Source organism: Streptomyces sp. NPDC048248, assembly GCF_043201875.1.
Lineage (GTDB): Bacteria > Actinomycetota > Actinomycetes > Streptomycetales > Streptomycetaceae > Streptomyces.
In genome coordinates, this window is sequence record NZ_JBICZL010000015.1 from 1 (window position 1) to 26,379 (window position 26,379).

Sequence of the window (26,379 nt, forward strand, 5' to 3'; positions counted from 1 at the left end):
GCCCCTCGCCCTGCCCCGGGGGGGGGAGGGGGGGGGTTACTCACAACTGCAGGAGGTCCATCGGGCGCGGGTACGGGCTGTGCCCCGTGAGTACGCGTACTCAGGCGTCACGACGCAAAAGAACTAGTCAGTGCACTGTGCACCGATCTGTCCCGGGGGCGGTGACTCCCGGCCGCCGCGGCCGGGAGTCACCGGCTGCTCAGCGCGGCCAAAAACTCGTGCGCCACGCGCGCGGCCCCGGGTGCGGCAGCCGGCGGGCCGGAATCGCCGACGCCGGATCGGACCACTCGTTGCCCGCGGCGCTGCCCGGCTCGACGGCGGCGGCGGCCGCCGCGCGGGCCTGGACCACCGCGAGTGCGGCGGCCAGCTCCTCAGGGGTCGGGTTGCCCCGTACGACCTTGAACATCGGAATCGGCCTCCTCGGCTGGATGCTGCCGGATCAGAGCGGGATGTTGCCGTGCTTCTTCGGCGGCAGCGACTCCCGCTTGTTGCGCAGCGTGCGCAGCCCCCGTACGACGTGCCTGCGGGTCTCGGACGGCATGATCACCGAGTCCACGTAGCCGCGCTCGGCCGCGACGTACGGGTTCAGCAGCGCGTCCTCGTACTCCTGGATCAGCTCCTGGCGCCTCGACTCCTGCTCCGCCGGGTCCTCGATCTCGGCGAGCGTGCGGCGGTAGAGGATGTTGACCGCGCCCTGCGCGCCCATCACCGCGATCTGCGCGGTCGGCCAGGCGAGGTTGAGGTCCGCGCCCAGGTGCTTGGAGCCCATGACGTCGTAGGCGCCACCGAACGCCTTGCGGGTGATGATCGTGATCAGCGGGACGGTCGCCTCGGCGTAGGCGTAGATCAGCTTCGCGCCGCGCCGGATGATGCCGTCCCACTCCTGGTCGGTGCCGGGCAGGAAGCCGGGCACGTCCACGAAGGTCAGCACGGGAATGTTGTACGCGTCGCAGGTCCGCACGAACCGCGCGGCCTTCTCGCTCGCCTTGATGTCCAGGATCCCGGCGAACTGCATCGGCTGATTGGCGACGACGCCCACCGAATGGCCCTCGACACGGCCGTAGCCGGTGATCATGTTCGGCGCGTACAGCGATTGGGTCTCCAGGAACTCGCCGTCGTCCAGCACATGCTCGATGGCGCTCAGCATGTCGTACGGCTGGTTCGCGGAGTCCGGGATCAGGACGTCCAGCTCGCGGTCGTGGTCCGAGGTCTCCAGGTCCGCCTCCTCGGGGAAGGCCGGCGGCTCGGAGAGGTTGTTCGAGGGCAGGTAGGACAGCAGCGCCTTGATGTAGTCGATGGCGTCCTTCTCGTCACCCGCCATGTGGTGCGCCACGCCCGAGGTGCTGTTGTGCGTCCGGGCGCCGCCCAGCTCCTCGAAGCCCACGTCCTCGCCGGTGACGGTCTTGATGACGTCCGGGCCCGTGATGAACATGTGCGACGTCTGGTCGACCATGACGGTGAAGTCCGTGATCGCGGGGGAGTAGACCGCGCCGCCCGCACACGGGCCGACGATCAGCGAGATCTGCGGAATCACGCCCGAGGCATGGGTGTTGCGGCGGAAGATCTCGCCGTACATGCCCAGCGAGACGACGCCCTCCTGGATGCGCGCGCCACCGGAGTCGTTGATGCCGATGACCGGGCAGCCGTTCTTCAGGGCGAAGTCCATCACCTTGACGATCTTCTCGCCGAAGACGCCGCCGAGCGCGCCGCCGAAGACCGTGAAGTCCTGGGAGAACACCGCGACCGGGCGGCCGTCGACCGTGCCGTAGCCGGTGACCACACCGTCGCCGTACGGCCGGTTCTGCTCAAGGCCGAAGTTCGTCGAGCGATGCCGGGCGAACTCGTCCAGCTCGACGAACGAGCCCTCGTCCAGAAGCAGATCGATGCGCTCACGCGCCGTCAGCTTCCCCTTTGCGTGCTGCTTTTCCACCGCACGGGCGGAACCGGCGTGGGTGGCTTCATCGATCCGCCGCTGCAGATCCGCCAATTTGCCCGCGGTGGTGTGGATGTTTGCTTCCGGCTCGGACATCGGGATGCGGCTCCTGCTCGTCCTGGACTGGTGCTCGTACGGAGAGTGATACGGGGTGGGCTACCGCCTCGTAGCGTATCGGCGGGACTGCTCTGAGGCACTGCGTCGTTGACCACACCTAGGCTGGGCCCATGACGCCTCAACCACCGGAAAACCGGGACAAAGATGGCCGCCCCTCGGCCGGGGACAGCGGTTCGGGAGCTGCCGACGCCGGGCGCTGGAGCGACCTGGAGCGCCCGCCCCTGAACGCCACGGCCCTGCGCCGGGCCCTCCTGCGTCCCGAGACGCCGTGGACCAGCATCGACATCGTCGCCAGCACCGGCTCGACCAACACCGACCTCGCGGAACGGGCCGCGGAGGGCGTGGCCGAGGGGGCGGTGCTCGTCGCCGAGGAGCAGACGGCGGGCCGTGGCCGGCTGGACCGCCGCTGGTCGGCGCCGCCCCGCTCCGGGCTCTTCTTCTCCGTCTACCTCACTCCCCGCGTGCCGCAGGAGCGCTGGGGCTGGCTGCCGCTGCTCACCGGCGTCGCCACCGCAGCGGCGCTCTCCCGCGAGGCCGGCGTCGACACGGCGCTCAAATGGCCCAATGACCTGCTGGTGACCGTCGACGGTGACGAGCGCAAGGCCGGCGGCATCCTCGCCGAGCGGGCCGGCGAGGGCGTGGTCGTCGGCATCGGCCTCAATGTCTCGCTGCACGAGCGGGAGCTGCCGGTGCCCACCGCGGGCTCACTCGCGCTCGCCGGGGCGCACAACACCGATCGCGACACGCTGCTGCGGGCCGTCCTGCGGTCGTTCGCGCACTGGTACGGCGAGTGGCAGGCGGCGGCCGGCGACCCCGTGGCCAGCCATCTCCAGGAGGCGTACGCGGCGGGCTGCGCCACGCTGGGCCGCACCGTACGCGCCGAACTCCCCGGCGACACCGCGATCGTCGGCGAGGCCGTGGCCATCGACGGAGACGGCCGGCTGGTCCTGGCGACCGGCGACGGCGTTCAGCAGCCGGTCGGGGCGGGCGACATCGTGCATCTGCGCCCGGCGGGGGACGGCGGCGACGGCGACGGGCGCGGCGCACCGTCGAGCTGAGAGCGTCCGCGTGCGCCCGGGCCGGAGCCGTGCGGTGTCCTGCGGGGCACGTGGCCACGACCCGGGCCCGGCCCCGTCCGGCGGGCATGCGCACCGAACGGCCGCACCCGTCCCGCGGACTTTCCTGGCCGCGGTGGGCCGCACGTCCGCGCCCGCCGCCTTGGGCCCGGCGCGCCGACGCGTCAAGACCCCTTCCGTGGTCAGAGCGGACATGTGAGAGTGAGCCAGAGCACACCTGCCGTATCGTTGAGGCGGTTCGCCAGGGAGCGGACCTCGGGCGAGCAGTGATCGGAAGGGCAGTGCGCAGGGATCGGACAGGGAGCGGCCGGTGAACGCCGACGACTCGGGCGCCACCCCGCGCGATACGGAAACCGATGACGGTGACGGTGCCGCGGGCGCCGAACCCACCACCGGCGACCCCGCAGGGGCCGAGGAGCACGGCGACAACGACGAGAACAACATCGCCGTCCGCCTCGAACAACTCATCCTCGGAGCCGACCGCCGCTACACGCCCTTCCAGGCGGCCCGTAGCGCCGGCGTCTCGATGGATCTCGCGGCCCGCTTCTGGCGTGCCATGGGCTTCGCCGACATCGGCCAGGTCAAGGCACTCACCGAGGCCGATGTGCTGGCGCTGCGGCGTCTTGCCGGTCTCGTCGAGGCGGGGCTGCTGAGCGAGGCGATGGCCGTACAGGTCGCCCGTTCCACCGGCCAGACCACGGCCCGTCTCGCCGACTGGCAGATCGACTCCTTCCTGGAGGGGCTGACCGAGCCGCAGGACTCCGGGCTGACGCGTACGGAGATCACCTATCCGCTGGTCGAGCTGCTGCTCCCGGAGCTGGAGGAGTTCCTCGTCTACGTCTGGCGGCGGCAGCTCGCCGCGGCCACCGGCCGGGTCGTGCGCGCCCAGGACGACGAGGAGATGGTCGACCGGCGGCTGGCCGTCGGCTTCGCGGACCTGGTGGGCTTCACCCGTCTGACCCGCCGGCTGGAGGAGGAGGAACTGGGCGAGCTGGTGGAGGCGTTCGAGACCACCTGCTCCGACCTGGTGGCGGCGCACGGCGGCCGGCTCATCAAGACCCTGGGCGACGAGGTCCTCTACGCGGCCGATGACGCGGGCCTGGCCGCCGAGATCGGGCTGCGGCTGATCGAGACCATGGCGAACGACGAGACCATGCCCGAGCTGCGGGTCGGTATCGCGTTCGGCACGGTCACGACGCGGATGGGCGATGTCTTCGGCACGACCGTGAACCTCGCCAGCCGGCTCACGTCGATAGCGCCGAAGGACACGGTGCTGGTGGACGAGGCGTTCGCGGAGGAGCTGGGGCGTACCGGCGATGCGCCGGTGTCCGAGGCGGAGGCCGCGGCCGCGGAGAAGGCCGCTCGGGAGGGTGCGGGCAGCCCGCCGCCTTCGTACCGCTTCGCGTTGCAGCCGATGTGGCAGCGTCCCGTGCGTGGCCTCGGCGTCATCGAGCCGTGGCTGCTCAGCCGAAGGGGCTGAACGACCCGTCCTGGTCCAGCCGGGCCGCGACCTGACATGATCCCGGTCAGTCAGGTCAACGGTCGTTAACCGGGAGGGCTGTATGCAACGGTTCGGGGAATTCGTCGGCGTGGACCGGCACGGCTTCGTGGCGGAACTCGTCATGGACCGTCCGAAGGCGATGAACGCGGTCTCGACGGCGATGGCCGACAGCCTGGCGCAGGCGTGTGCCGAGCTGGCCACGGACAGGTCCGTACGGGCGGTGGTGCTCAGCTCCACCCACGAGCGGGCGTTCTGTGTCGGCGCCGACCTCAAGGAGCGGAACTCCTTCACCGATGCGGACCTGATGCGTCAGCGCCCGCACACCCGCGCCGCGTACACGGGCGTACTGGAGCTGCCGATGCCGACCATCGCGGCCGTGCACGGCTTCGCGCTGGGCGGGGGCTTCGAGCTCGCGCTGGCCTGCGATCTGATCGTCGCGGACGGTACGGCCGTGGTGGGCCTGCCGGAGGTGTCGGTGGGTGTCATTCCCGGGGGCGGGGGCACGCAGCTGCTGCCGCGCCGGGTGGGTGCTGCGCGGGCGGCCGAGCTGGTCTTCACCGCGCGGCGGGTGCCGGCGGCGGAGGCCGGGGAGCTGGGCCTGGTCGACCAGGTGGTGGCGGACGGTCAGGACCGCGCGGAGGCGCTGGAGCTGGCGGCCCGTATCGCCCGTAATTCGCCGGTCGGCCTGCGGGCGGCCAAGCGCGCCATGCGACTCGGGCACGGGCTTGATCTGCGTGCGGGGCTGGACCTGGAGGACGGCGCCTGGCGCAGTGTGGCCTTCTCCGGGGACCGGGCGGAGGGCGTCGCGGCGTTCAACGAGAAGCGGGACCCGGACTGGCCGGGAGAGTAGGCAGGGCCGGATGGCCCCTTCGGTGGTCTCGACCGGGTGCCCGCGCGGGGTGCCCGGCCGCTGCCGTACGGGCCGAGCGGGCACGCCGCGGCGCGCCCGGTGAAGGCGGCGCGGGGTGAGGGCGCGGTGGTCTCAAGGATGACGCAGAGGTGTGAGGCGTACGGAAAGGGGCGAATCGGGTTAAACATTCCTACGCTGTAGTACAGGGTGTGCTCACGGTGACGGAATGTGAGGGTCCGGTGGCGGGCGAGGGTGCGGGCGATGCGAGGCTGCGGGCCGTGGTGGAGCTGGCGCAGGCGATGGCGGCCGCGCATACTCCGCGCGAATCGGCGCACGCCGCGGCTCAGGGGGTGCGGCTGGCCCTGGGGGGTTCCTTCGCGGCGATCTCGAAGTGGGAGCGCGAGCGGGGCAAGCTGCGGGTGCTGGTCAATGTCGGTGAACTCGCCGATGATGAGCGGGAGTTCCCGGACAACGAGTCGTATCCGGTGCACGAGTTCCCCGAGATCGTCAACTTTCTGCACGAGCGGTGGGCCGGTGGCGGCGAGCCCAACGCCTGGGTGGAGACCGCGAACGGGCCCTTCGACGACGGCTTCCACAACCGCCAGCGGGTGGCCGCGCTGCGCCGCCGCGGCCGTGGGTGCTGTGTGGTCGCGCCGATCGTGCTGCACGGCAGGGCCTGGGGTGAGCTGTACGTGGCGCGGCCCGAGGGCGAGACGGTCTTCAACCGGGCGGACGCCGATTTCGCCACCGTGCTGGCCGCGGTGACGGCCGCCGGCATCGCGCAGACGGAACGGCTCGCGGAGGCGCGCCGACTCGCCTTCACCGACGCGTTGACCGGCCTCGCCAACCGGCGTGCCGTGGACATGCGACTGGACGAGGCGCTGGAGCTGCACCGCAGGGACGGTGCGGTGGTCAGTTTGGTGGTGTGCGATCTCAACGGGCTGAAGCGGGTGAACGACTCGCGGGGTCACGCGGTCGGCGACCGTCTGCTGGAACGTTTCGGCTCGGTGCTCTCGCTGTGTGGGGCGATGCTCCCCGGAACCCTCGCGGCCCGGCTCGGCGGCGATGAGTTCTGTCTGCTCGCGGTCGGCCCGCCGTCCGACGAGGTGGTGAAGGTCGCGGGTGAACTGTGCGAACGCGCGGGGGAGTTGGATCTGGGTGAAGGGGTCGCGGTGGGCGTCGCCTCGACCGGTGACCCGATCGGCCCGGTGCGCAGTGCCCGCCGGCTCTTCCGGCTGGCGGACGCCGCGCAGTACCGGGCCAAGGCGGCGCGGTCGGGCGAACCGGTGATCGCCGGGCGACACGGCGGCGAGGACGACCCGGTCGTACGGCTGGCGGACACCCCGGAGCGGCGGCAGGGCACGGAGCGCCGACGGTTTCGGAGGTGAGACATTCGATGCGGAGTGCGGTGAGTGCGGTGGGGCCTGTGGCCCGCGCCCCCAGGGCTGCTCGGCGGAAGGTGTTGCTGGTCCATCGGTCCGTCGGTGCGGGATCCGTGCAGGTCACCGGGCGGGTAAGGGGTGATCCCCAAATCCGGTGGTGACATCCGGCGATTCAGTCTCTAGGGTGCCTGAATATGGATATGCACACTGTGGTGCTCGGGACGTCCGGCACGACCGCGCAGGACGTCATCGCGGTGGCCCGCGGCGCCGCCCGGATCGAGCTGTCCGAGGAGACCCTCGCGGCCGTCGCCACCTCCCGCGCCTTCATCGACGACCTCGCCGCCAAGCCGGACCCCGTGTACGGCGTCTCCACCGGCTTCGGCGCGCTGGCCGTACGGCACATCAGCCCCGAGCTGCGCGCCCAGCTCCAGCGCAACATCGTCCGCTCGCACGCGGCCGGTATGGGCCCCCGCGTGGAGCGCGAGGTCGTGCGCGCGCTGATGTTCCTGCGCCTGAAGACCCTGGCCTCTGGGCGGACCGGCGTCCGCCCGCTCGTCGTCGAGACGATGGCCGCCCTGCTCAACGCCGGCATTACCCCGGTGGTACACGAATACGGCTCGCTGGGCTGTTCCGGAGACCTCGCCCCGCTCTCGCACTGCGCGCTGACGCTGATGGGCGAGGGTGACGCCGAGGGCCCCGACGGCGTCGTCCGGCCCGCCGGTGAGCTGCTGGCCGCACACGGCATCGAGCCCGTCGTGCTGCGCGAGAAGGAGGGCCTGGCGCTCCTCAACGGCACCGACGGCATGCTCGGCATGCTCGTGATGGCCTGCGCCGACCTCGCCCGGCTCTTGACCTCCGCGGACATCACCGCCGCGCTCTCCCTGGAGGCGCTGCTCGGCACGGACAAGGTCCTCGCGCCCGAGCTGCACGCCATCCGCCCGCACCCCGGCCAGGCCACCTCGGCCGCCAACATGCTCAAGGTGCTGGACGGTTCGGGCTTCACCGGCCACCACCAGGACGACGCGCCGCGCGTCCAGGACGCCTACTCGATCCGCTGCGCCCCGCAGGTCGCGGGCGCCGGCCGGGACACCCTCGACCACGCCCGGCTCGTCGCCGACCGCGAGCTGGCCGCCGCCGTCGACAACCCGGTCGTGCTGCCGGACGGCCGCGTCGAGTCCAACGGCAACTTCCACGGCGCACCGGTCGCCTACGTCCTGGACTTCCTCGCCATCGCCGCGGCCGACCTCGGCTCCATCGCGGAGCGCCGTACGGACCGCCTGCTGGACAAGAACCGCTCGCACGGGCTGCCCGCCTTCCTGGCCGGCGACCCGGGCGTCGACTCGGGCCTGATGATCGCCCAGTACACGCAGGCGGCGCTGGTCAGCGAGCTGAAGCGGCTGGCAGCGCCCGCGTCGGTTGACTCCATCCCGTCCTCCGCCATGCAGGAGGACCATGTCTCGATGGGCTGGTCGGCCGCCCGGAAGCTGCGCACCGCGGTCGACAACCTGACCCGGGTCATCGCCGTCGAGCTCTATGCGGCGACGCGCGCCGTCGAGATGCGTGAGGGGCTGACGCCGGCCCCCGCCACCCGCGCGGTGGTGGACGCCGTCCGTGCCGCCGGCATCCAGGGACCGGGTGAGGACCGCTTCCTGGCGCCGGACCTGGAGGGTGCGTACGCGTTCGTGCGGGCCGGGAAGCTGGTCGAGGCCGTGGAGTCGGTCACGGGCGAGCTGGCCTGACGGGGCGTTTCTGCTGGATGGGCACGGGCCGGGCGCGGTGCGCTCGGCCCGCGGCCGTTTGCGACGCGTCTCCGGCCGCTGCGCCGTACGCTGCCGGCGTTCCACGGCGCGCCGCCCGCCGCTGCCGATCTCCGCTGCCGTCCGTGCGCGGACGGTGTCGGGCCCGTTCGCTCAGGCGACGCCGCGGGCGCGCTGGACGGAGTAGCTGACCAGGCCGGCGCCGAGGGCGAGGCAGGCGACGCCGCCGATCACATAGGGCGTGGTGTCCGGGCTGCCGGTGTCGGCAAGGAAATGCTGGGGTGCGGTGTCGACGGCTGCGTCGGCGGTGGCCGACCGGGCGGCCGCGGCCCGGCTGCCGGCCTGCTGTGCGGCGGCACCGGCACGATCCGCGCCCTCGGACGCCGCCGGCTGCTGCGCCGCCCGCAGGCGGGAATGCGTCACTCCGTCCTCGCCCACGATGGCGTTCGCCGACGGTACGAACCACAGGGCGAACAGCACCGATCCCGCGGCAGCGGCGGTCAGCAGTGGTCGACGTGCGGTCACGGAGCGATCCCCCTTGTGGGTTCGGCGAATTGGCCGGTGATCGCCGATGTTAGTGACCGCCGCGGGTCGCGGGGAAGTCGGGACCCGGACATGCTTACGCTCCGTGGTATGAGCAATGGTGAGGCATCACGTTTTGTACGGCTTCATGTCGAGCTGGTCCTGGAGATCACCGACACCGGCGAGCTGACCGGCGCGGCCATGGACCACATCGGCGGCGATCCCGCCCTGCCGGAGGAGGAGCGCGCACAGGCCCTGGAGACGGTCAAGGAAGACCCCGCGGAGGCGCTGGCGCATCTCGTCGACCCGTTCGACCTGGTCAACGCCGTACCGGGCACCGAACTCGCGCAGGCGTCCTGGAGCAGCGAGGAGCTGACCGATTACGACCCGGACGCCGAGTGGGACGCGGCGGAGTGGGATCTGGCCGATGACGCGGTAGAGGGGGGCTGACCCGCCGGCCCGGGCGGCCCGCTGTCCCGCATCCGGGACCCCGATGGCCGGAAGTTCCGAAGCCGACCGTCCTCCCGGAGCCCGATTCCGCGCACCTCGTGGTGCGCTGCAACCCCCTGCGGACGACAAACCCGCTGTTCACGACCCCTGTGCGGCTGCCCGCCGCGCAGGGGTCGAGCGCGTTCGCGGCCGGGTGTCCTTCCCCACACCTCTCGCATGCATGGAACGGGCGAAACGGAAAAGACGTTCATAAGACGTCGGCCGGAATGCCTGCGTCCAGTCGTCAACTCGGGGGAGTTGAGGATCGCAACGATGGGAATGTGTGTAATGACGGACAGTAAGCGCCGCAAGGGCCTCATAGCCACTGCCGTGCTGGTCGGGGGCGCCATCACGCTCTCGGCGTGCGGCGACGGTGGGGGCAGCGGGGGGACCGGTGGCGGCGAAGCCCGGCACGACACGTCTCAGCAGGTGGACGCGGCGGCCGCGAAGGACGCCTCGAAGGCCAAGATCAAGATCTCGCCGGAGGACGGCACGGCCAATGCCGGCATCAACGGTGACGCCAAGGTGACCGCCAGTGGCGGAAAGCTCACCGACGTCACCATGACCGCCGTCGAATCCGACAAGACCGTCGAGGGCACCCTGTCCGCCGACGGTTCCTCCTGGAAGCCCGACGCCCCGCTGTCCCGCGCGACGAAGTACAAGGTCACCGCGCACGCGGTGGACTCCAAGAAGCGCAAGGCGGTGGAGAACTCCAGCTTCACCACGGTCTCCTCGGCCAACAGCTTCATCGGAAACTTCACCCCGGAGGACGGCTCGACCGTCGGCGTCGGCATGCCGGTGTCGCTGAACTTCGACAAGCCGGTGAAGAACAAGAAGGAAGTCGAGTCCGCGATCAAGGTCGCGTCGAGCAGCAACCAGAAGGTCGTCGGCCACTGGTTCGACGACACCCGTCTGGACTTCCGCCCCCAGGAGTATTGGAAGGCGAACTCCAAGGTCACCATGAAGCTCGGCCTGGACGACGTCGAGGCGTCGCCCGGCGTCAAGGGCATCCAGAACAAGACCGTGAGCTTCGACGTCGGCCACTCGCAGGTCAGCACCGTCGACACCAAGGCGCACGAGATGACCGTGGTCCGCGACGGCAAGACCGTCAAGACCATCCCGATATCGGCCGGCGGCGAGGAGAACCCGACCTACAACGGCCAGATGGTCATCTCGGAGATGTTCAAGCAGACCCGTATGGACGGCTCCACGGTCGGCTTCAAGAAGAAGGACGGCAAGGGCGAGTACGACATCCCCGACGTCCCGCACGCCATGCGCCTGTCGGCGTCCGGCACCTTCATCCACGGCAACTACTGGGGCAAGGGCATCTTCGGCAAGGCCAACACCAGCCACGGCTGCATCGGCATGGAGGACGTCAAGGGTGCGGACGACCCCACCACGGACGGCGCGTGGTTCTTCGACCACTCGCAGCTCGGTGACGTCGTCAACGTCGTCAACTCCCCGGACAAGACCGTCAAGCCCGACAATGGGCTCAACGGCTGGAACATGGACTGGTCGCAGTGGGTCGCCGGCAGCGCCGTGCAGTCGCAGGGCACCAACTGACCGACTTGCCCGGCTGATTGGCCGGTAAGAGCCGAGAACTGTGACGCACAGTGACCGACGCCCGGTGATGCCGATAAATGCGGCGCACCGGGCGTCGGCGCTGCGTACGGTGCGCCGCATGGAGAAGCTTCCCGGAGATGAAGCGGCCGGCGCGCGCCGCGGCGACCGTGGTGACCTCGATGGTCGTGGGGGCCGCGGCGCTCTCGTCGGCCCCATACCCGTGGCGGAGATGGACATCGACGCCTGGCATGAGGTGCTCGCGGCCGCCCACCGGCAGGACCGGCCGAGCACTCCCGCCCCCGAACGTGCCGCCGAGGCCGGCCGGCTGCGGGCTCCCTCCCCGTGCAGCCGCACCGTCGCCTTCGCCCTGCCGGCCCCCGGTGATGGCGGGGATTACGCGGGAGTCGCCCTCCTCCGCCTCTTCGACACGGCGGAGAACGCCGGCAACGCCTTCCTCGACGCCCTGACGGTCCACCCCGCCCACCGCGGCCGCGGGGTGGGCCGGGCGCTGTGGGCCGAAGTGCGCGAGGTCCTCGCGGCGGAGGGCCGGACATCGGTGAGCTCAGGGGTCCAACGGGGCGGCGCGGGCGAGAAGTTCGCCGTCGCGCAGGGGGCGGAGTGCGCCCTGCCGCTGATGGCGTACGTGCAGGAGGTGCCGGGGGAGCGGGAGATGTCGGGGGTGCGGGAGTTGTCGGAGGGGGAGTCCGTGACGGCCCCCGACGGCTATCACTTTGTGGTGTGGAGCGGCGTGGTCCCCGACGCCCACGCCGTCGCGCACGCCCGCGCGCACGATGCCATGCAGGATGCGCCGACCGGTGATCTGGACGAGCAGCACGATCCGTGGGACGCCGAAAGGGTGCGGGCCGCGGCGCGGGTCGTTCTCGACCGCGGCGGCGTGATGCTGACCGTCGCGGCCGTCGCCGAGGCGGACGGCGCCGTCGCCGGGTACACCGAACTCGTCCTGCCCACGCCGCGGTCCGTTCGTGCGCTGCAGTACGACACCGTTGTCATCCCTGGCCATCGCGGGCGCGGCCTGGGGCGGGCGGTCAAGCTCCGGATGCTGGAGTACCTCAGCGGGCAGTGCCCCGGCGTACGGGAGATCATGACGACCGTCGCGGACGACAACCGGCCGATGCGGTCGGTCAACGCCGCACTCGGCTACCGGCCGGAGGGCGGCGTGGGGATCTATCAAGCCCGGTTTTGAGGCGGGCGGGTGGCCGAGCGGGCCGGGGGGCCGTTCGCTGCGCGGGGCTCGGGGCCCTGATGGGTCTCCTCTCGGCGGCCGCCCCCGCCTCCGTAGAGTGAACGCGTGACGGAGCGCGGGAAGAAGGGCCGGGGCGGGCAGCCGACGGCGGCCGAGGAACTGGTCGCCGACGTGCTCGGCAGTGTCCGCTACGCGCCCGACGGCGAGCCCGCCGAGGACGCCATCGAGGCCGGCGCCTCGATGCTGGCCGCGGCCCCGGCCGGCTGGGAGGCGGTGAGCGCCGCGGTGGTGTCGGCCGCCGTGGCGGGCGTGGCGCAGTGCTGGGCGGGCGGCTGGGAGCCCGCCGACCTGGAGCGCATCGTGCGGCGCGAGGCGTCCGATGTGACGCTCGTGGCGCTCGTCGTGGACGCCATCGCGGCCGAGGCGGCCCGCGCGCCCGCCGGGCCCTCGCGCGGCGCCCGTCGACGCGACCAGCTGAGCCGGCTCGGCGCAGACGTCTGGTGGGGTTCCGACCGCGGCTACCTCGACGCACTGGCCCGCCGTCGCAAGAAATCCCGCTTCGAGACCGCGTACGACGTCCTGGCGGCGCTCCGCCTCCTGGCCAGGCTGCCCCGGATCACCCCGCTGCCGGCCCCGGCCCCGGCGCAGGTCAGGGACGGTGGTGGCACGGCGGCGTCGCGTGCCCTCGGACGGATCCGCGGGCTGCTCGCCAAGGCGGAGGCGACCACCTTCGCGGAGGAGGCCGAGGCGCTGTCCGCCAAGGCCCAGGAGCTGATGGCCCGACACAGCATCGACGAGGCCCTCCTCGACAGCGCGGCCTCCCCCGGGGGCGCGGCCGCCGGTCCTTCCGCGGTCCGTATCGGCATCGAGGGCCCGTACGAACAGGCCAAGGCCCTGTTGCTGGACGCCGTCGCCGCCGCCAACCGCTGCCAGGCCGTCTGGGCCGCCGACGTCGGATTCTCCACCGTGGTCGGCTTCCCACCCGACCTGGAGGCGGCCGAACTGCTCTACACCTCGCTGCTGCTCCAGGCCACCGCCGCGATGAACCGCGCGGGCGACGACCACCACGCCCGCGGGCGCTCCCGCCGTACCCGCGACTTCCGTCAGACCTTCCTCGTCGCCTACGCCGACCGCATCCGCGAGCGCCTTTCGGCGGCCACCGCCGCGGCCACGGCAGCCGCCACCGCCGAGTCGGCCACCACCGCACCCGATCTCCTCCCGGTCCTCGCCGCCCGCGAACTGGCCGTCGAGGAGACCACCGGCGCCCTCTTCCCCGACACCGCCCCGGTCCGGCTGCGCGGCATACGCGACGCGGACGGCTGGCACCAGGGCACGGCGGCCGCTGACCGGGCCCGCCTGAGCGACGGCAACGGCTGATCGACGGGGTGGCGCGCTTCCTGACCGGCCCTCACCGCGTCAACGACCCGCCGACCTCACCCTTCACCCTTCCTCATCGACGCTGAGCAGCCGCGCCTCCGGCCACTCGGAGATCGGCTCGTCGGCCACCGAGTAGATCTCCAGCCCGGACAGATACCCGCCGTCGGTGAAGACCAGGACACCGGCCGCGTTCGGGACGGTGTGGGCGGTACCCGAGACGACGGGACTCTCGTGCGGCGGGGCCGCCGCAACCGCGCCCCGATCGACAGCCAGGTCGACCGTGGCACAGCCACACCCGCAGCGCTTGACGACCCGCGCGTGCGGAATCTGCGCGCGCAATGCGGCACGGACAGGATCAGCCCCCTCCAGAAGAACCAGGAGAACCTCCACCGCCCCCGAAGAGAGCGCCTCGCCTTCCCCCAAAGACTGTCCCCTCACCAGTTATCACTCGTTCCGGTCAGTGAATTCGACGTTTCGGGCATCGAGCCTCCCCTTGATGTACGCGGCCAATTCGCCCCGCGCGGCCTCGACTTGAACAAGTTCCTGCTCTGCTTCGGCGCTCCGCTCCGCGCCGAGCGGGACACCGCTCTTGACGCACTCCGCCACGATGTAGGCAGCGTGACTCAAGGTGTGCCCCAGGGTGGTGACATCAACTCTGTCGCTCACCGGCGTGCACCTGCCGAGGGCGTCGAGCATGCTTCCCCGGGCCAGGAGGAAACGGGCGGACGCTGCGTGGGCGAACCAGATTCCGTCCAGGAGGGCCTCGTCGAACGCGGAGTTCAGCGCCGAGTGCGCGGCGGCCAGATCGCTCTCGAATGCTCCGAGGTCGACATCGCGCCCCGATTGCAAGGTGAGAAGCGTTTCTTGCAGCAGCTCTTGATAGCTCCTCGTGGTCGCCCTCAGATTGATCAGCCGTTGGGCCAGCCCCTCACGGCTGCGTCGCTCCCCGCGTTCCGACTCCAGCTGCACCTGGCCCAGTTCCCGCTGTTCCAGCCGAGCCTCTTGCCGACGGCGCTCGCTCGCTTGCTGCCGGTGCAGCAACATCGGCCCGACCACTGCGGCCCCCGCCCCCAAAGCCGCCCCACCGATCGCCCCCACCAGCCCGTAGAGGGCAGCTTGATCCGCCATGCCCCAAGCATGGCCTGTCAGCTGTACGCGCAACTACCCGTTTGAGCAAGGCACGAAGGCTGCGACGGGGGCGGGGGAGGGAGCGGGGTGCTCGAACCCGCTTTGCAACCATGGCCAGTTCTCGCATGTCTACAGGTTGGTACTCATGCCACGCATGCTGGTTCATCAGCTGCCACAAGGCTGGGACCGGAAGGCGCCCTGATCATCGAGGAGCAGCGATGAGCAACGAGAGTAAGCGAATCCACTTCCCGCCGATTCTCAACGGGTTGGACTACCTCGAGAGCACTGTGGAACTTCTTGGGCCAAAGAAGGGTGAGCCATCCGCACGCGACGTCAAGTATGGAGTCCTGCACCTTCAGGCGGCCGTTGAGACGCTGCTCAAGGCACGACTTGCGCTCGAAGAGAACAAATGGGTGTGGGTATTCCCCGACGACTACGACGAGGCCAGACACCAGGCCGGCGATTTTGCGAGCGTCGGTTGGGAGGAGGCTATCAAGCGGGTCAAAAAGCAGTGCGACCCTGAAACTGAGATCGGCCCCAAACGCATTTACAGGGCGCTTGCGAAGATGCGCAATCGATTCCAGCACCTCGGGGTTTCCGAGAGCCACACGGCCGTAGAAGCTCTTGCCATCCCGGTCCTGGACAATCTCCTGAGGTTCGTCACGGCCGATCTGCTCCCCAATGACGACGGCGCCGACTGGCTGGACGTCGACAGGTCGATGGAGCGCGTGCGCGCGGGCTTGGGCCCGATCAAGGAGCTGGTGGCGTTGCGTCTCGCCCCCCTTCGCGAACAGCTGAAGGATCAGGAGGAGACCACTCTCGCGTGCCTCTCGTGCGCACGCTTCACCGTCATTGTTGACGGAAGCGACACGATCACGTGCGCGCTGTGCGGTCGTAGCTACGGTGCTTCGAGCGAGGCGGCGTGGGAGTACACAGGCACGGATCCCTATCTCGTTGCCAAAGGCCGCGACTCCCAAATGGTCTACGACTGCGCTGAGTGCGGAGGGGCGGCGATCCGAACCGCGGTGGCGTCCGCCCCGGATCGGGAGAGCTGGGTGTGCTTCCAGTACGGCTGCCAGATCGACGGTCTCTGCGAGTACTGCGGACAGGCAGCGCATATCGCGTTTGAGGAAGCCGACATGTGCCAGGACTGCCTTGATTCCCGGTTCGCCAAGTTCTGATCAGCAGACGGCCAGAGGAACGGTTCGGCCACGGCATCGAATCGCGATGCCGGCTCGCCCTCATGCACTACCGCCCGCTGCTCGGGGTACCCGAAATCGAGATCCGGACCCACGGAACCACGCTGTACAACTCCATCTACCGGGCGGACGATCAGCTCCTGGCCAATGCCCAGGTCTGGGGAGTGAACGCCTATGGAGCACCGGTATGGCACGTTCGCCGCAACGGAGATGGTGGCATCTTCGGCACCTACGCCCAGAGCTTTGACGCGGTTTGGACGACGGCGAAGCCGGTATCCGAGGAGTGAACCCTGTCGCGTACCGAGTACTACGACGATCCCGACGCCCCCAAGCCCAGCAGCCTCGTCGTTGCCGCTTCAGCCGTGGTGACGGACTACGAGGGCCGCATCCTGCTCCAGCGGCGCCGGGACAACGACCTCTGGGCGTTGCCCGGCGGCGGCATGGAGATGACCGACTCCCTTCCCGGCACCGCGGTCCGGGAGGTCAAGGAGGAGACCGGGCTGGATGTGGAGATCACGGGGCTGGTGGGCACGTACACCGATCCCCGTCACGTGATCGCCTACACGGACGGGGAGGTACGGCGGCAGTTCAATCTCTGCTTCACGGCACGAGTCGTCGGCGGGCAGCTTGCCATTTCGGATGAGTCGACGGAGCTGCGCTTCGTCCACCCCGACGACATCGGCGGGCTCCCGATGCACCACACGCAGCAGCTCCGTATTCGGCATTTCCTGGAGCATCGGGATCGCCCTTACCTGGGATGACGCGGCCCGTAACGGGATCAGTCGTCCGTCGGAGCCGGTGTGGGACCCGTCGGGCAAGATGCTCCCCAGTTCGTCTCGAACGGGTCACCTGGCTTGACCCCCGTCCTGGCCAGAGGCGCCCGCCCTCTGGGTGCCGCTCAGGAGGTTTTCGCGGTGACCTGATGGGCGAAGACCGTGAACTCCGCGTGCCCGTCGTCGTTGACAGATCGGTGATCAACGGCCACACGGACTCGGTTGCCAGGTAGGCCCGACTCGACAAGCATCGCATCCAGACGGACCGCGATGGGAAGCTCTGTGTTCGGCTCAGGCTCCTCGTCCTCGTCCCAGAACAGAGGAGTCTTGTCGATGATCGAGTGCCGCACGCCCTCGGCATCGACGAAGACGACCTCGACAACCGAGGGGTATTCGCTGGTGTCCACCCACCGAACTGCCGCAGCGTGCAGCAGGCCGGTGGGCGACGTGGCACGTTCAGTCACCGGCCGGCGCCACGCCCACCGGGCAGCTGACCCCCGTCCCCCCGATCCCGCAGTACCCCGCCGGGTTCTTGTCGAGGTATTGCTGGTGGTAGCCCTCGGCCGGGTAGAAGGGGCGGGGGGTGGCGGGGAGGATTTCGGTGGTGATGTCGGCGTAGCCGGAGGAGTGCAGGACGGTGCGGTAGGCGTCGCGGGAGGCTTCGGCGGCCTGCTGCTGGGCGGGGGAGTGGGTGTAGATCGCCGAGCGGTACTGGGTGCCGACGTCGTTGCCCTGGCGGAAGCCCTGGGTCGGGTCGTGCGACTCCCAGAAGAGCTTCAGCAGTGCGGTGTACGGGACCACGGCCGGGTCGAACACGACACGGACGGCCTCGGTGTGGCCGGTGTGGCCGCTGCAGACCTCTTCGTATGAGGGGTTCGGGGTGTGGCCGCCCTGGTAGCCGACGAGGGTCGTCCAGACGCCCTCGGTCTGCCAGAACTTCCGCTCCGCGCCCCAGAAGCAGCCCAGGCCGAAGTCGGCGGTCTCCAGGCCCTCCGGATACGGGCCGAGCAGCGCATTGCCGAGGACGGTGTGCCGGTCGGGAACGGCGAAGTCCCGTTCCGGGCGGCCCTTGAGCGCCTCCTCGGGGGTGGGGAGGTGGGTCTTGAAGCGGGAGAACAGCATCAGGATCAAGCTCCAGGAGGACGAGAGGGAAGCCGGGCTACCTGGGCAACGCCGGCGCCCGGGTGCGACATTCCGGCTGCGCCCCGTCCGTCAGTTTTAGACCTAGGGCGTGTGGCCGGGGGGTGGGAAGTCCGCTGAGGTGCCGCCCAGCTGCTCCCAGCCGGCGATGGCCAGGGCGCGGTAGGCGGCGTACTCCGCGGCGGGGCTGCGGCCGTAGGACCACGGGACGGCGCCGACGTGGCCGTCGACCATGCGGAGCTGTTCCATTGCCTCGGGGTAGCGCTCGGCGCGGACCAGGAACCAGACGAGCAGGTGGCGCACGTGGGGCGTCATCGGGTGGTCGGCGGGGGCCTCGCGCAGAGCGAAGTGGGCGCCTTCCATGGCGCGCTCGACCACCGCGCTCTGATAGAGGCTGCGGACCATGTTGGCCTCGGGGAGGTGGTCGTAGACCGCGAAGAGCGGCAGCGCCGGCAGCAGGCTCCCGGCCGGGGCCCCCGCGGCCGCCCGCTCGGTGAAGGCGTCGGCCTCCTTGCGGGAGCCGTGCCACTTCTCCGACCAGTAGGGGAGGGCGGCGAGATGCGCGCCCATGTGCTGCGGTGCCCGCTGGACGACCTTGGACCACAGCTCTTCGTAGTCGGCACGGCGGTCACCCAGGCCCCGGGCGACGGCCAGCTCCGTGATGTACGGGATCGGGCTGCCGGGCGCGAGCAGCGCCGCTTCCCGGCAGACCGTACGGGCCTCCTCAAGGATCATGCGGAAGTCCTGGGAGCCGGGGTCCCGCAGCGCCTGGACGACGAGGAACTGCGCGTGCGTCTGGGCGCCGCCGGGGTCCTTGGGGGCCTCCGAGCGCCAGGTCCGCAGCCAGATGCCCCCGACGCGGCCGCCCGCGGCAGCCGCCCCGGCGCCGCCCTGCTGCTGTTCCGCCGCCTCCTGGGCGAGCTCGAACGCGGCCGCGCCGGCGAGCGTCTGGACCCGCTGCCAGCGGCGCTCCCAGTCGTCGCCGGTGGACTTCAGCAGCTCCGCCGCGGGGCGCCAGTCGTGCGTACGGCGCATTTCGGCCAAAGCGTCGTCGAGCTCCTGGTCGGGTCCCGGCAGGCGTACGTCCAGCTCGTCGAGCGGCACGAAGCCGTAGGCCGCCATCGGGTCGGAGGCCACCACCATGCCCTGCCGGACGTGCTGGACGGCCCGTCGGCGTCGCATCCAGGGGAGGAAGACGACACCGCCGATCGCGAGGGCGGCGAAGAGAACGAGCAGAGCGTCCATGTGGTGTGTCCCGGTCGGAGGGGGTGGTGAGCGTGGTCGGAGGTGGCGGGAACCGGTGTGCGGTTCCCCCGTATGTATCCACTATCCAGCGAACCAGAAAGTTCCGGAAAGTTCGGCTGTGCGGCCGACTACCCTCGGCAGGCATGAGCAATCAGCGCGACGAGCGCCACCAACACTTCGAAACGCTCGCCATCCACGCCGGCCAGGAGCCCGACAAGGCCACCGGCGCGGTGGTGCCGCCCATCTACCAGGTGTCCACTTACAAGCAGGACGGTGTCGGCGGGCTGCGCGGCGGATACGAGTACAGCCGCAGCGCCAATCCCACTCGTACCGCTCTGGAGGAGAACCTCGCCGCCCTGGACGGCGGCCGGCGGGGTCTCGCCTTCGCCTCCGGCCTCGCCGCGGAGGACTGCCTGCTGCGGACCCTGCTGACCCCGGGTGACCACGTCGTCATCCCCAATGACGCCTACGGCGGAACGTTCCGTCTGTTCGCGAAGGTCGTCGAGCGCTGGGGCGTGGAGTGGTCGGTGGCCGACACCTCCGACCCGGCGGCCGTCCGCGCGGCGCTCCGGCCCCGTACGAAGGCGATCTGGGTGGAGACGCCCAGCAACCCGCTGCTCGGCATCAGCGACATCACCGCGCTGGCCGCGGTGGCCCGGGACGCCGGCGCGCGCCTCGTCGTCGACAACACCTTCGCGAGCCCCTACCTCCAGCAGCCGCTCGCCCTCGGCGCGGACGTGGTGGTCTACTCCACGACCAAGTACATGGGCGGCCACTCCGACGTGGTCGGCGGTGCCCTGGTCGTCAACGACGACACCCTCGGCGACGAACTCGCCTACCACCAGAACGCGATGGGTGCGATCGCCGGGCCGTTCGACTCCTGGCTGGTCTCGCGCGGCCTCAAGACGCTGGCCGTCCGCATGGACCGGCACAGCGCCAACGCCGCCCGCGTCGCCGAGCTGCTGACCTCGCACTCCAAGGTGACGCGCGTCTACTACCCCGGACTCACCGAGCACCCGGGGCACGAGATCGCCGCCAAGCAGATGCGTTCGTTCGGCGGCATGGTGTCGTTCCAGGTCGAGGGCGGCGAGCAGGCGGCCGTGGAGGTCTGCAACCGGGCGCGGCTGTTCACCCTCGGTGAGTCGCTGGGCGGCGTCGAGTCGCTCATCGAGCACCCGGGGCGGATGACGCACGCCTCGACGGCAGGTTCCCCGCTGGAGGTCCCCGCCGACCTGGTGCGCCTCTCCGTGGGCATCGAGTCCGTGGAGGACCTGCTGGCCGACCTCACGAAGGCGCTGGGCTGACTCGCCCTCCCACTGTGTCCGGAGCCCCGGCCGGCCTCGGTTGCCCCTCTCGTGGGTAGGGGTCGGCCTCGGTTCCCCCGTGGCGCCGGGGCTGGATCCACCCGCCCCGGGGCCCGGTTCACCATCCCTCCGCGGGCGGCGTGATGTGGGTGGGCGGCGGCAGCCATGGCTGGTCGACGGCCCAGAGCAGCACGAGTGTCAGGGCGAGGAGCCCGAGCAGCAAGCAGGCGCGGCGCAGCAGCTTGCGGTGCGCCAGCAGCCGACCGCCGCGGGTGAGGGCTCGCCCGGCCAGGTCGGGCGGCACGAGCGGATGCGGCCCTGCCAGCATCCGCCGGACCTCGGTCTCCTTGCGGTCCGGCAGGCTCATGGGGCCGTGGATCGTGCGGGGCCGGTCGAGGCGGTTGTCGAGGGGGTTGTGGGGTGGGTACCGGGCCCGGCGGCCGTAGTGGTGTCGACCGTCGGAGTCCTCTCCGGGCGGCGGCTGCGCATTTCGGCGACGGCGTGCAGACAGAGGCTGTGCACCCGCTCGGCGGGCAGACCGAGTTGGGCCGCGGTCTGCTCCTCGGGCACGTCTTCGAAGAGGCGCAGCACAAGGACCAGCCGCTCCCGCGGTGGCAGCCGGTCCAGCAGACCGCCGCGAGGTCTGCGGTGCCGCCATGCGGTGCGGGCGAAGTGGGCGGCCAATTCCCGGCGGGCGCGCTCGTACGGGTCCTCGCAGCGCAGCGGGTCCCAGTCGGCGTAGGTCCGTGACAGCGCGCAGATGAGCAACTCCTCGGCGGCCGGCGTCGGACCAGAATCCGGCTCTCCGGTCAGCAGCGTGGCGACGTGCAGCAGCCGGCCCGCCGCGCCCGCCACGAACGACTCGAACTCCCGGGCGCGGCGGCGCTCCTGAGCCAACTGCCGCTCTCGCACCGCGCCTCCCCGGCTCACGGACCGCCCCTGGCTCCAATAGCACGGCAGCGCGGCCACCCGGTCAAGGGGCGCGACAGGAAGGGGAGGACGGGGGGAGGGGGACGTCCGGGGGAGGGGCGGGGGCTGTGGCGTGGCTTGTGGACGAGCCGGAGCGCCCGGCAACCGAGGGGCCGGGGCGGCTGAGGCGACCGGGGGACCGGAGCTTGAACCGGAGGCTTTCACCCCCGTCTCCCCGTAGTCAGGAGTTCGGGCCTGCCGGTGTCAGGGACGTGGTGATCGTGGCGAGGGAGGAGTTGAAGCGGGTCAGGAGGGTGCAGAACGCGTCGCGTTCCTCCTCGCTCCATTCCTCCGTCACCAGCGCCATCAGCGCGCGCCGCGAGGCACGCACCTCTTCGAGGCGGGAGCGGCCGCGGTCGGACAGCTGGAGCACCACGGCCCGGCCGTCCTCGGGGTGCGTGGCACGGCTGACCAGCCCGGAGTCGACCAGCGGGGCGACCTGCCGGGTGACCGTCGAGGAGTCGATGCCCATGCCCGCGGCCAGGGCCTTGACGCCCATCGGGCCTTCCTGGTCCAGGCGGTTGAGCAGCAGGTAGGCGGCGCGGTCCATGGAATTGCGCGCCTGGCCGACGCCGCCGAGCCGGCTCTGTTCTGCGCGGCGGGCGAAGACGGCGACTTGATGCTGCAGCGCGTCGAGAAGAGCGGGGTCGGTGTGGGTCGTCATGTCCGAAGAGGTGGGCATGGCCGGGAGCTCGCTTCATGGGATGCGTACGGATTGGAGGACAGAGTACGCGGACCCGGCGCGGACCGTACCGACGCTGTCGAATCCGATAACGCACCGTGAGGCGCCCGAGACCGCCACCGTATTCGCCCGGGATGGCGGAACCGTCCGTTCCATCGGCCCGGCCCCTTCCCGCCCTTGCTCCGCTTCCCGCTCCGCCGCAGGTCCGAGGGGGTTTCGCCCCGGCGTCCTGCCGAGAGGTCCGCCATCCGGTCGGAAAGGCCGAGATCGGGGCGAACTGCGAGACTGACGGCATGGCCGATCACACGCCGCGCACACCGCACGAGCCCTCCGACTCCCCGCGACCCGCCGACGCCGCACCGGCCGACGGGCCGGTCGCCGGTGGGGTGACGGCTGACGGGGCGGCCGCCGCGATCACGGTCGAGGACGTCCGCGAGGCGCACAAGATGCTCTCCGGCGTCTCCCGGGCCACCGCCATGGAAGGCAGCCGCTACCTGTCCGGGCTGGTCGGCGCGCCGGTACACCTCAAGTGCGAGAACCTCCAGCGCACCGGGTCCTTCAAGATCCGCGGCGCCTACGTACGCATCGCCGGGCTCTCCACGCAGGAGCGGGCGGCCGGCGTCGTCGCGGCGAGCGCCGGCAACCACGCGCAGGGGGTGGCACTCGCCGCGTCCCTGCTGGGCGTGCGCTCGACCGTCTTCATGCCGGTCGGCGCCCCGCTGCCGAAGGTCGCCGCGACGCGTGAGTACGGCGCCGAGGTGCGGCTGCAGGGCCAGGTGGTGGACGAGACGCTGGCGGCCGCCCAGGAGTACGCCCGGGAGACCGGTGCGGTCTTCATCCACCCCTTCGACCACCGCGACATCATCGCGGGCCAGGGCACCGTCGGTCTGGAGATCCTCGAACAGTGTCCGGAGGTACGCACGATCGTCGTAGGGGTCGGGGGCGGTGGGCTTGCCGCGGGTGTCGCATTGGCGGTCAAGACCCTGCGGCCCGACGTGAAGGTCGTCGGGGTGCAGGCAGCGGGGGCGGCCTGCTATCCGCCGTCGCTCGCGGCCGGGCGCCCGGTGGCGGTCGAGGGGCTGTCGACGATGGCGGACGGCATCAAGGTCGGGCGGCCCGGCGATGTGCCGTTCGGGATCGTCGACGAGCTGGTGGACGAGATCCGTACCGTCTCCGAGGACGAGCTCTCCAGCGCGCTGCTGCTCTGCCTGGAGCGGGCGAAGCTGGTGGTGGAGCCGGCCGGGGCGAGTTCGGTGGCGGCGCTGCTCTCCGATCCGGGGTCCTTCGAGGGGCCGGTGGTCGCGGTGCTGTCCGGGGGCAATGTCGATCCGCTGCTGATGCAGCGCATCCTGCGGCACGGCATGGCGGCTGCGGGCCGCTACCTGTCGCTGCGGTTGCGGCTGACCGACCGGCCGGGGGCGCTGGCGACGCTGCTCGGCGTGCTGTCCGTCGTGGATGCCAATGTGCTCGATGTGGGCCATGTGCGGACCGATCCGCGGCTCGGTCTGACCGAGGTGGAAGTGGAGTTGCACCTGGAGACGAAGGGGCCTGACCACTGCCGCGAGGTGAGTACGGCGCTGCTGGAGGCGGGGTACTTCGTCACCGGGTGAGGTGCGTGTGGGCCATGGGGCGAGGGCTCGTGCGACACCCGCCGAGGGCGTAGCAGGGGCCGTCGTACGTATGTGCTGATGGGCGTACGCCGCGATGGCGATGCCTGGGGGCGAGGCGAGGTTGAGGCGCCGTGGGAGCTCCGCGGCGCCTTTCACTTGGGCTGTCGCAGCTCGTGCCCGCTGTCCGTCGGCGTCCCGGGGCGTCCGAGCGCCGGGCCGCTCGGCCGCCCCGGGGAATCCTTGACACGTGTATCGCGAAAACCACTACTCGCGATGTATCGCGTTGCACTACCATCGCGCTTCCGGGTCGCCGCCGCGACATGGCGTCCCGAGGTGGACAAATGCCGCAAGGCGGTCTTTGGTTGCCAAACGTAATATTCGACCTGGAACTGACCCAAGCCATGGGAGTACCCACATGCCAGGTGCCATTTATGCCGAAGGTCTGGTGAAGACCTTCGGTGAAGTCAGGGCACTGGACGGCGTCGATCTCGACGTTCCCGAAGGAACCGTCCTCGGAATGCTCGGCCCCAACGGTGCCGGCAAGACCACTGCCGTACGCGTGCTGACGACCCTGCTCAAGCCCGACCGCGGCACCGCCCAGGTCGCGGGGATCGACGTCCTCGCGCACCCCGACCGGGTGCGCCGCTCCATCGGGCTCTCCGGTCAATTCGCCGCCGTGGACGAATACTTGACCGGCCGCGAGAACCTGATGATGGTCGGTCAGCTCTACCAGATGAGCGCACGCGACGCGAAGCGGCGGGCCGGCGAACTGCTGGAGCGCTTCCACCTCGCCGACGCCGCGGAGCGCACCGCCAAGACCTACTCGGGCGGTATGCGCCGCCGACTCGACCTCGCCGCCGCGCTGGTCGTCAGCCCGCCCGTGATGTTCATGGACGAGCCGACCACCGGCCTGGACCCGCGAAACCGCCAGCAGTTGTGGGACGTCATCCAGGAACTCGTCGCCGGCGGCACGACCCTGCTGCTCACCACGCAGTACCTGGAGGAGGCCGACCGTCTCGCGCACGACATCTGCGTCGTCGACCACGGCAAGGTCATCGCCCGGGGCACCTCGGACCAGCTCAAGGCGCGCACCGGCGGCGAACGCGTCGAGGTCGTGGTGCACGCACCGGAACACCTCGCCATCGCCGACGAGGTCCTGCGCGGCTTCGGCAAGGGGGAGAGCACGGTCGAGCCGCACACCCGCAAGCTGACCGTCCCGGTGACCGGTGGCGCCAAGCTGCTCGCCGAGGTCATCCGCGAACTGGACACCCGGGGTGTGGAGATCGACGACATCGGGCTGCGCCGCCCGACCCTCGACGACGTGTTCATCTCCCTGACCGGGCATGCGGCCGAGGCCGTGGAGGAGAACGGCGAGAACGGCGCGGACGGCACAGGTGGCGCCGGCGTCACGGACGGCGCGGACGGCCGGAGCGGCGCGAGCGCGGCGGGCCGGAAGCGCAAGGGCAAGAGTGACGCCGAGGAGCCCGGTCCGGCCGACCAGGCCGCGGCGAGCGGGCCGGCAACCAAGGAGGACGCGAAGTGACGACGGTGTCCGAAGCCGGCTCCCTGCGGGCGCCGCAGCCACGCGGCAGCATCGGCCGCTCCGTACGCGACTCGCTGGTGGTCGCCAAGCGGAATCTCATCCGGATGGTGCGCATCCCCGAAGTGGTGATCTTCGGGCTGATCCAGCCGATCATGTTCGTGGTGCTGTTCACGTACGTCTTCGGCGGCTCCATCAACATCCCCGGCGCCCCGGTGGGCGACGCACAGGCGTACCGCGAGTTCCTGATGGCCGGCATCTTCGCGCAGACCGTCACCTTCGCCACCGCGGGCGCCGGCGCGGGGATCGCGGACGACATGCACAAAGGTCTGATCGACCGGTTCAGGTCGCTGCCGATGTCCCGCGGCGCGGTGCTCACCGGCCGCACCCTCGCCGATCTGGTGCAGACCGCGCTGACGCTGGTGGTCCTGGCGGTCGTGGCGCTGCTCATCGGCTGGCGCACCCACGAGAACATCGCGGAGGTGCTGGCTGGCTTCGCGCTGCTGCTCCTGCTCGGCTACGCCTTCTCCTGGATCGGCGCGCTGATCGGCCTCACGGTGCGGACGCCGGAGGCGGCCACGTCCGGCGGGCTGATCTGGCTGTTCCCGCTGACCTTCATCTCCAACGCGTTCGTACCCGTCAACGGCATGCCGGCGTTCCTCCAGCACGTCGCGGAGTGGAACCCGTTCAGCGCGACCGTGGCCGCGGCCCGGGAGCTGTTCGGCAACACCATCGCGGGGGTGCCGAAGTCGGTCACCGGTGCCTGGCCGATGGAGCACCCGATCATCGCCTCGGTGATCTGGTCCATCGTGATCATCGTGGTCTTCCGGTCACTGGCGGTCCGCAAGTACCGGTCGGCGACGGCCTGACGCCCGAAGCCGCACCGCACGCAGCGAAGCGGGGGGGGGGGGGGGGGGGGGGGGGGGGGGGGGGGGGGGGGGGCCGGGGGGGGCGCGGGGGGGGGGGGGGGGGCGGGGGGTGGGGGGGGGGGGGGGGGGGGGGGGGGGGCGCCCCCCGC

General features: G+C 71.0%; 26 protein-coding genes and 1 pseudogene. 16 read left to right on the forward strand and 11 right to left on the reverse strand.

Annotated features, from left to right (window positions below):
- Positions 1–199: 199 nt before the first annotated feature.
- Positions 200–406 carry an acyl-CoA carboxylase subunit epsilon gene (locus ACGFZW_RS29205; RefSeq protein WP_393896247.1) on the reverse strand — a complete coding sequence of 69 codons (207 nt, stop codon included), beginning with the start codon at positions 404–406 and terminating at the stop codon, positions 200–202.
- A gap of 33 nt (positions 407–439) precedes the next feature.
- Positions 440–2,029: an acyl-CoA carboxylase subunit beta gene (locus tag ACGFZW_RS29210; RefSeq protein ID WP_393896248.1), complete on the reverse strand. Its 1,590-nt coding sequence runs from the start codon at positions 2,027–2,029 to the stop codon at positions 440–442.
- A 131-nt stretch (positions 2,030–2,160) separates the two neighbouring features.
- On the opposite strand from ACGFZW_RS29210, the gene ACGFZW_RS29215 reads away from it, so the two are divergent.
- The 5 genes from ACGFZW_RS29215 (at position 2,161) to hutH (ending at position 8,598) form a co-directional block, all read left to right on the forward strand.
- Positions 2,161–3,108: a biotin--[acetyl-CoA-carboxylase] ligase gene (locus tag ACGFZW_RS29215; protein WP_393896249.1), complete on the forward strand. Its 948-nt coding sequence runs from the start codon at positions 2,161–2,163 to the stop codon at positions 3,106–3,108.
- Positions 3,109–3,436: 328 nt separating this feature from the next.
- Positions 3,437–4,606 carry an adenylate/guanylate cyclase domain-containing protein gene (locus tag ACGFZW_RS29220; protein WP_393896250.1) on the forward strand — a complete coding sequence of 390 codons (1,170 nt, stop codon included), beginning with the start codon at positions 3,437–3,439 and terminating at the stop codon, positions 4,604–4,606.
- Between the two features lie 82 nt (positions 4,607–4,688).
- Positions 4,689–5,477, forward strand: a complete 789-nt coding sequence (locus ACGFZW_RS29225) for an enoyl-CoA hydratase/isomerase family protein (RefSeq protein WP_393896251.1) — start codon at positions 4,689–4,691, stop codon at positions 5,475–5,477.
- A gap of 299 nt (positions 5,478–5,776) precedes the next feature.
- Entirely contained in the window at positions 5,777–6,865 is a 1,089-nt protein-coding gene (locus tag ACGFZW_RS29230; RefSeq protein WP_393896404.1) for a diguanylate cyclase domain-containing protein, read from the forward strand.
- A gap of 188 nt (positions 6,866–7,053) precedes the next feature.
- Entirely contained in the window at positions 7,054–8,598 is a 1,545-nt protein-coding gene (gene hutH, locus ACGFZW_RS29235) for a histidine ammonia-lyase (protein WP_393896252.1), read from the forward strand.
- Positions 8,599–8,769: 171 nt separating this feature from the next.
- Here the strand turns inward: hutH and ACGFZW_RS29240 are convergent, their stop codons facing one another.
- The gene (locus ACGFZW_RS29240; protein ID WP_393896253.1) at positions 8,770–9,141 is read right to left on the reverse strand and encodes a hypothetical protein; all 372 of its coding nucleotides are present in this window, start codon (positions 9,139–9,141) and stop codon (positions 8,770–8,772) included.
- A 108-nt stretch (positions 9,142–9,249) separates the two neighbouring features.
- Between ACGFZW_RS29240 and ACGFZW_RS29245 the strand changes: the two genes are divergently transcribed.
- The 4 genes from ACGFZW_RS29245 to ACGFZW_RS29260 all read left to right on the forward strand — a co-directional run bounded on the left by ACGFZW_RS29245 (position 9,250) and on the right by ACGFZW_RS29260 (position 13,771).
- Positions 9,250–9,588 (forward strand): hypothetical protein, encoded by a 339-nt coding sequence (locus ACGFZW_RS29245; protein WP_393896254.1) that lies wholly within the window; start codon positions 9,250–9,252, stop codon positions 9,586–9,588.
- Positions 9,589–9,915: 327 nt separating this feature from the next.
- Entirely contained in the window at positions 9,916–11,190 is a 1,275-nt protein-coding gene (locus tag ACGFZW_RS29250; RefSeq protein ID WP_393896255.1) for an Ig-like domain-containing protein, read from the forward strand.
- A 118-nt stretch (positions 11,191–11,308) separates the two neighbouring features.
- A complete protein-coding gene (locus ACGFZW_RS29255) occupies positions 11,309–12,394 on the forward strand; it encodes a GNAT family N-acetyltransferase (protein ID WP_393896256.1) in 1,086 nt (361 codons plus the stop codon).
- Between the two features lie 171 nt (positions 12,395–12,565).
- A complete protein-coding gene (locus ACGFZW_RS29260) occupies positions 12,566–13,771 on the forward strand; it encodes a DUF2786 domain-containing protein (RefSeq protein WP_393896405.1) in 1,206 nt (401 codons plus the stop codon).
- Positions 13,772–13,834: 63 nt separating this feature from the next.
- On the opposite strand, the gene ACGFZW_RS29265 is transcribed toward ACGFZW_RS29260, so the two are convergent.
- Together ACGFZW_RS29265 and ACGFZW_RS29270 are read right to left on the reverse strand one after the other, a co-directional pair.
- On the reverse strand, positions 13,835–14,110 hold the full coding sequence (locus tag ACGFZW_RS29265) for a hypothetical protein (RefSeq protein ID WP_393896257.1): 276 nt from the start codon (positions 14,108–14,110) through the stop codon (positions 13,835–13,837).
- A 105-nt stretch (positions 14,111–14,215) separates the two neighbouring features.
- Entirely contained in the window at positions 14,216–14,899 is a 684-nt protein-coding gene (locus ACGFZW_RS29270) for a hypothetical protein (RefSeq protein ID WP_393896258.1), read from the reverse strand.
- A gap of 218 nt (positions 14,900–15,117) precedes the next feature.
- On the opposite strand from ACGFZW_RS29270, the gene ACGFZW_RS29275 reads away from it, so the two are divergent.
- The 3 genes and pseudogenes from ACGFZW_RS29275 to ACGFZW_RS29285 all read left to right on the forward strand — a co-directional run bounded on the left by ACGFZW_RS29275 (position 15,118) and on the right by ACGFZW_RS29285 (position 16,859).
- Positions 15,118–16,080, forward strand: a complete 963-nt coding sequence (locus tag ACGFZW_RS29275; RefSeq protein WP_393896259.1) for a hypothetical protein — start codon at positions 15,118–15,120, stop codon at positions 16,078–16,080.
- 5 nt (positions 16,081–16,085) lie between these two features.
- A pseudogene (locus ACGFZW_RS29280) lies at positions 16,086–16,385 on the forward strand (XRE family transcriptional regulator); the annotation flags it as partial.
- Between the two features lie 3 nt (positions 16,386–16,388).
- The gene (locus ACGFZW_RS29285) at positions 16,389–16,859 is read left to right on the forward strand and encodes an NUDIX domain-containing protein (RefSeq protein WP_393896406.1); all 471 of its coding nucleotides are present in this window, start codon (positions 16,389–16,391) and stop codon (positions 16,857–16,859) included.
- Positions 16,860–16,996: 137 nt separating this feature from the next.
- On the opposite strand, the gene ACGFZW_RS29290 is transcribed toward ACGFZW_RS29285, so the two are convergent.
- The 3 genes from ACGFZW_RS29290 to ACGFZW_RS29300 all read right to left on the reverse strand — a co-directional run bounded on the left by ACGFZW_RS29290 (position 16,997) and on the right by ACGFZW_RS29300 (position 19,256).
- Positions 16,997–17,335, reverse strand: coding sequence for a hypothetical protein (locus ACGFZW_RS29290; RefSeq protein ID WP_393896260.1), 339 nt, complete (start codon positions 17,333–17,335; stop codon positions 16,997–16,999).
- Positions 17,328–17,993 carry a peptide-methionine (S)-S-oxide reductase MsrA gene (gene msrA, locus ACGFZW_RS29295; RefSeq protein WP_393896261.1) on the reverse strand — a complete coding sequence of 222 codons (666 nt, stop codon included), beginning with the start codon at positions 17,991–17,993 and terminating at the stop codon, positions 17,328–17,330. Before msrA ends, ACGFZW_RS29290 begins: the two co-directional genes overlap by 8 nt.
- Positions 17,994–18,095: 102 nt before the next feature.
- Positions 18,096–19,256: a hypothetical protein gene (locus ACGFZW_RS29300; RefSeq protein WP_393896262.1), complete on the reverse strand. Its 1,161-nt coding sequence runs from the start codon at positions 19,254–19,256 to the stop codon at positions 18,096–18,098.
- Between the two features lie 143 nt (positions 19,257–19,399).
- Here ACGFZW_RS29300 and ACGFZW_RS29305 point away from each other — a divergent pair, with 143 nt between their 5' ends.
- Positions 19,400–20,560, forward strand: coding sequence for a cystathionine gamma-synthase (locus ACGFZW_RS29305; protein WP_393896263.1), 1,161 nt, complete (start codon positions 19,400–19,402; stop codon positions 20,558–20,560).
- Between the two features lie 118 nt (positions 20,561–20,678).
- On the opposite strand, the gene ACGFZW_RS29310 is transcribed toward ACGFZW_RS29305, so the two are convergent.
- The 3 genes from ACGFZW_RS29310 to ACGFZW_RS29320 all read right to left on the reverse strand — a co-directional run bounded on the left by ACGFZW_RS29310 (position 20,679) and on the right by ACGFZW_RS29320 (position 22,211).
- Positions 20,679–20,927 carry a hypothetical protein gene (locus ACGFZW_RS29310; RefSeq protein ID WP_393896264.1) on the reverse strand — a complete coding sequence of 83 codons (249 nt, stop codon included), beginning with the start codon at positions 20,925–20,927 and terminating at the stop codon, positions 20,679–20,681.
- A complete protein-coding gene (locus tag ACGFZW_RS29315; protein ID WP_393896407.1) occupies positions 20,924–21,472 on the reverse strand; it encodes a sigma factor-like helix-turn-helix DNA-binding protein in 549 nt (182 codons plus the stop codon). The genes ACGFZW_RS29310 and ACGFZW_RS29315 overlap by 4 nt, the downstream gene beginning before the upstream one ends.
- Before the next feature lie 238 nt (positions 21,473–21,710).
- Entirely contained in the window at positions 21,711–22,211 is a 501-nt protein-coding gene (locus ACGFZW_RS29320) for a MarR family winged helix-turn-helix transcriptional regulator (RefSeq protein ID WP_393896265.1), read from the reverse strand.
- Between the two features lie 293 nt (positions 22,212–22,504).
- Between ACGFZW_RS29320 and ilvA the strand changes: the two genes are divergently transcribed.
- From ilvA to ACGFZW_RS29335, 3 genes are all read left to right on the forward strand, one after another.
- A complete protein-coding gene (gene ilvA, locus ACGFZW_RS29325; RefSeq protein ID WP_393896266.1) occupies positions 22,505–23,821 on the forward strand; it encodes a threonine ammonia-lyase in 1,317 nt (438 codons plus the stop codon).
- A 415-nt stretch (positions 23,822–24,236) separates the two neighbouring features.
- The gene (locus ACGFZW_RS29330; RefSeq protein WP_393896267.1) at positions 24,237–25,364 is read left to right on the forward strand and encodes an ATP-binding cassette domain-containing protein; all 1,128 of its coding nucleotides are present in this window, start codon (positions 24,237–24,239) and stop codon (positions 25,362–25,364) included.
- 5 nt (positions 25,365–25,369) lie between these two features.
- Positions 25,370–26,230 (forward strand): ABC transporter permease, encoded by an 861-nt coding sequence (locus ACGFZW_RS29335; RefSeq protein ID WP_393896408.1) that lies wholly within the window; start codon positions 25,370–25,372, stop codon positions 26,228–26,230.
- Positions 26,231–26,379: the final 149 nt, after the last annotated feature.

Coding starts and splice junctions, on each gene's coding strand:
- ACGFZW_RS29310 (WP_393896264.1), bottom strand. CDS start 20,927: ATGAGCCTGCCGGACCGCAAGGAGACCGAGGTCCGGCGGATGCTGGCA.
- ACGFZW_RS29210 (WP_393896248.1), bottom strand. CDS start 2,029: ATGTCCGAGCCGGAAGCAAACATCCACACCACCGCGGGCAAATTGGCG.
- ACGFZW_RS29215 (WP_393896249.1), top strand. CDS start 2,161: ATGACGCCTCAACCACCGGAAAACCGGGACAAAGATGGCCGCCCCTCG.
- ACGFZW_RS29230 (WP_393896404.1), top strand. CDS start 5,777: ATGGCGGCCGCGCATACTCCGCGCGAATCGGCGCACGCCGCGGCTCAG.
- ACGFZW_RS29250 (WP_393896255.1), top strand. CDS start 9,916: ATGACGGACAGTAAGCGCCGCAAGGGCCTCATAGCCACTGCCGTGCTG.
- ACGFZW_RS29300 (WP_393896262.1), bottom strand. CDS start 19,256: ATGGACGCTCTGCTCGTTCTCTTCGCCGCCCTCGCGATCGGCGGTGTC.
- ACGFZW_RS29205 (WP_393896247.1), bottom strand. CDS start 406: ATGTTCAAGGTCGTACGGGGCAACCCGACCCCTGAGGAGCTGGCCGCC.
- msrA (WP_393896261.1), bottom strand. CDS start 17,993: ATGCTGTTCTCCCGCTTCAAGACCCACCTCCCCACCCCCGAGGAGGCG.
- ACGFZW_RS29270 (WP_393896258.1), bottom strand. CDS start 14,899: ATGGCGGATCAAGCTGCCCTCTACGGGCTGGTGGGGGCGATCGGTGGG.
- ilvA (WP_393896266.1), top strand. CDS start 22,505: ATGGCCGATCACACGCCGCGCACACCGCACGAGCCCTCCGACTCCCCG.
- ACGFZW_RS29225 (WP_393896251.1), top strand. CDS start 4,689: ATGCAACGGTTCGGGGAATTCGTCGGCGTGGACCGGCACGGCTTCGTG.
- ACGFZW_RS29245 (WP_393896254.1), top strand. CDS start 9,250: ATGAGCAATGGTGAGGCATCACGTTTTGTACGGCTTCATGTCGAGCTG.
- hutH (WP_393896252.1), top strand. CDS start 7,054: ATGGATATGCACACTGTGGTGCTCGGGACGTCCGGCACGACCGCGCAG.
- ACGFZW_RS29330 (WP_393896267.1), top strand. CDS start 24,237: ATGCCAGGTGCCATTTATGCCGAAGGTCTGGTGAAGACCTTCGGTGAA.
- ACGFZW_RS29255 (WP_393896256.1), top strand. CDS start 11,309: ATGGAGAAGCTTCCCGGAGATGAAGCGGCCGGCGCGCGCCGCGGCGAC.
- ACGFZW_RS29275 (WP_393896259.1), top strand. CDS start 15,118: ATGAGCAACGAGAGTAAGCGAATCCACTTCCCGCCGATTCTCAACGGG.
- ACGFZW_RS29305 (WP_393896263.1), top strand. CDS start 19,400: ATGAGCAATCAGCGCGACGAGCGCCACCAACACTTCGAAACGCTCGCC.
- ACGFZW_RS29320 (WP_393896265.1), bottom strand. CDS start 22,211: ATGCCCACCTCTTCGGACATGACGACCCACACCGACCCCGCTCTTCTC.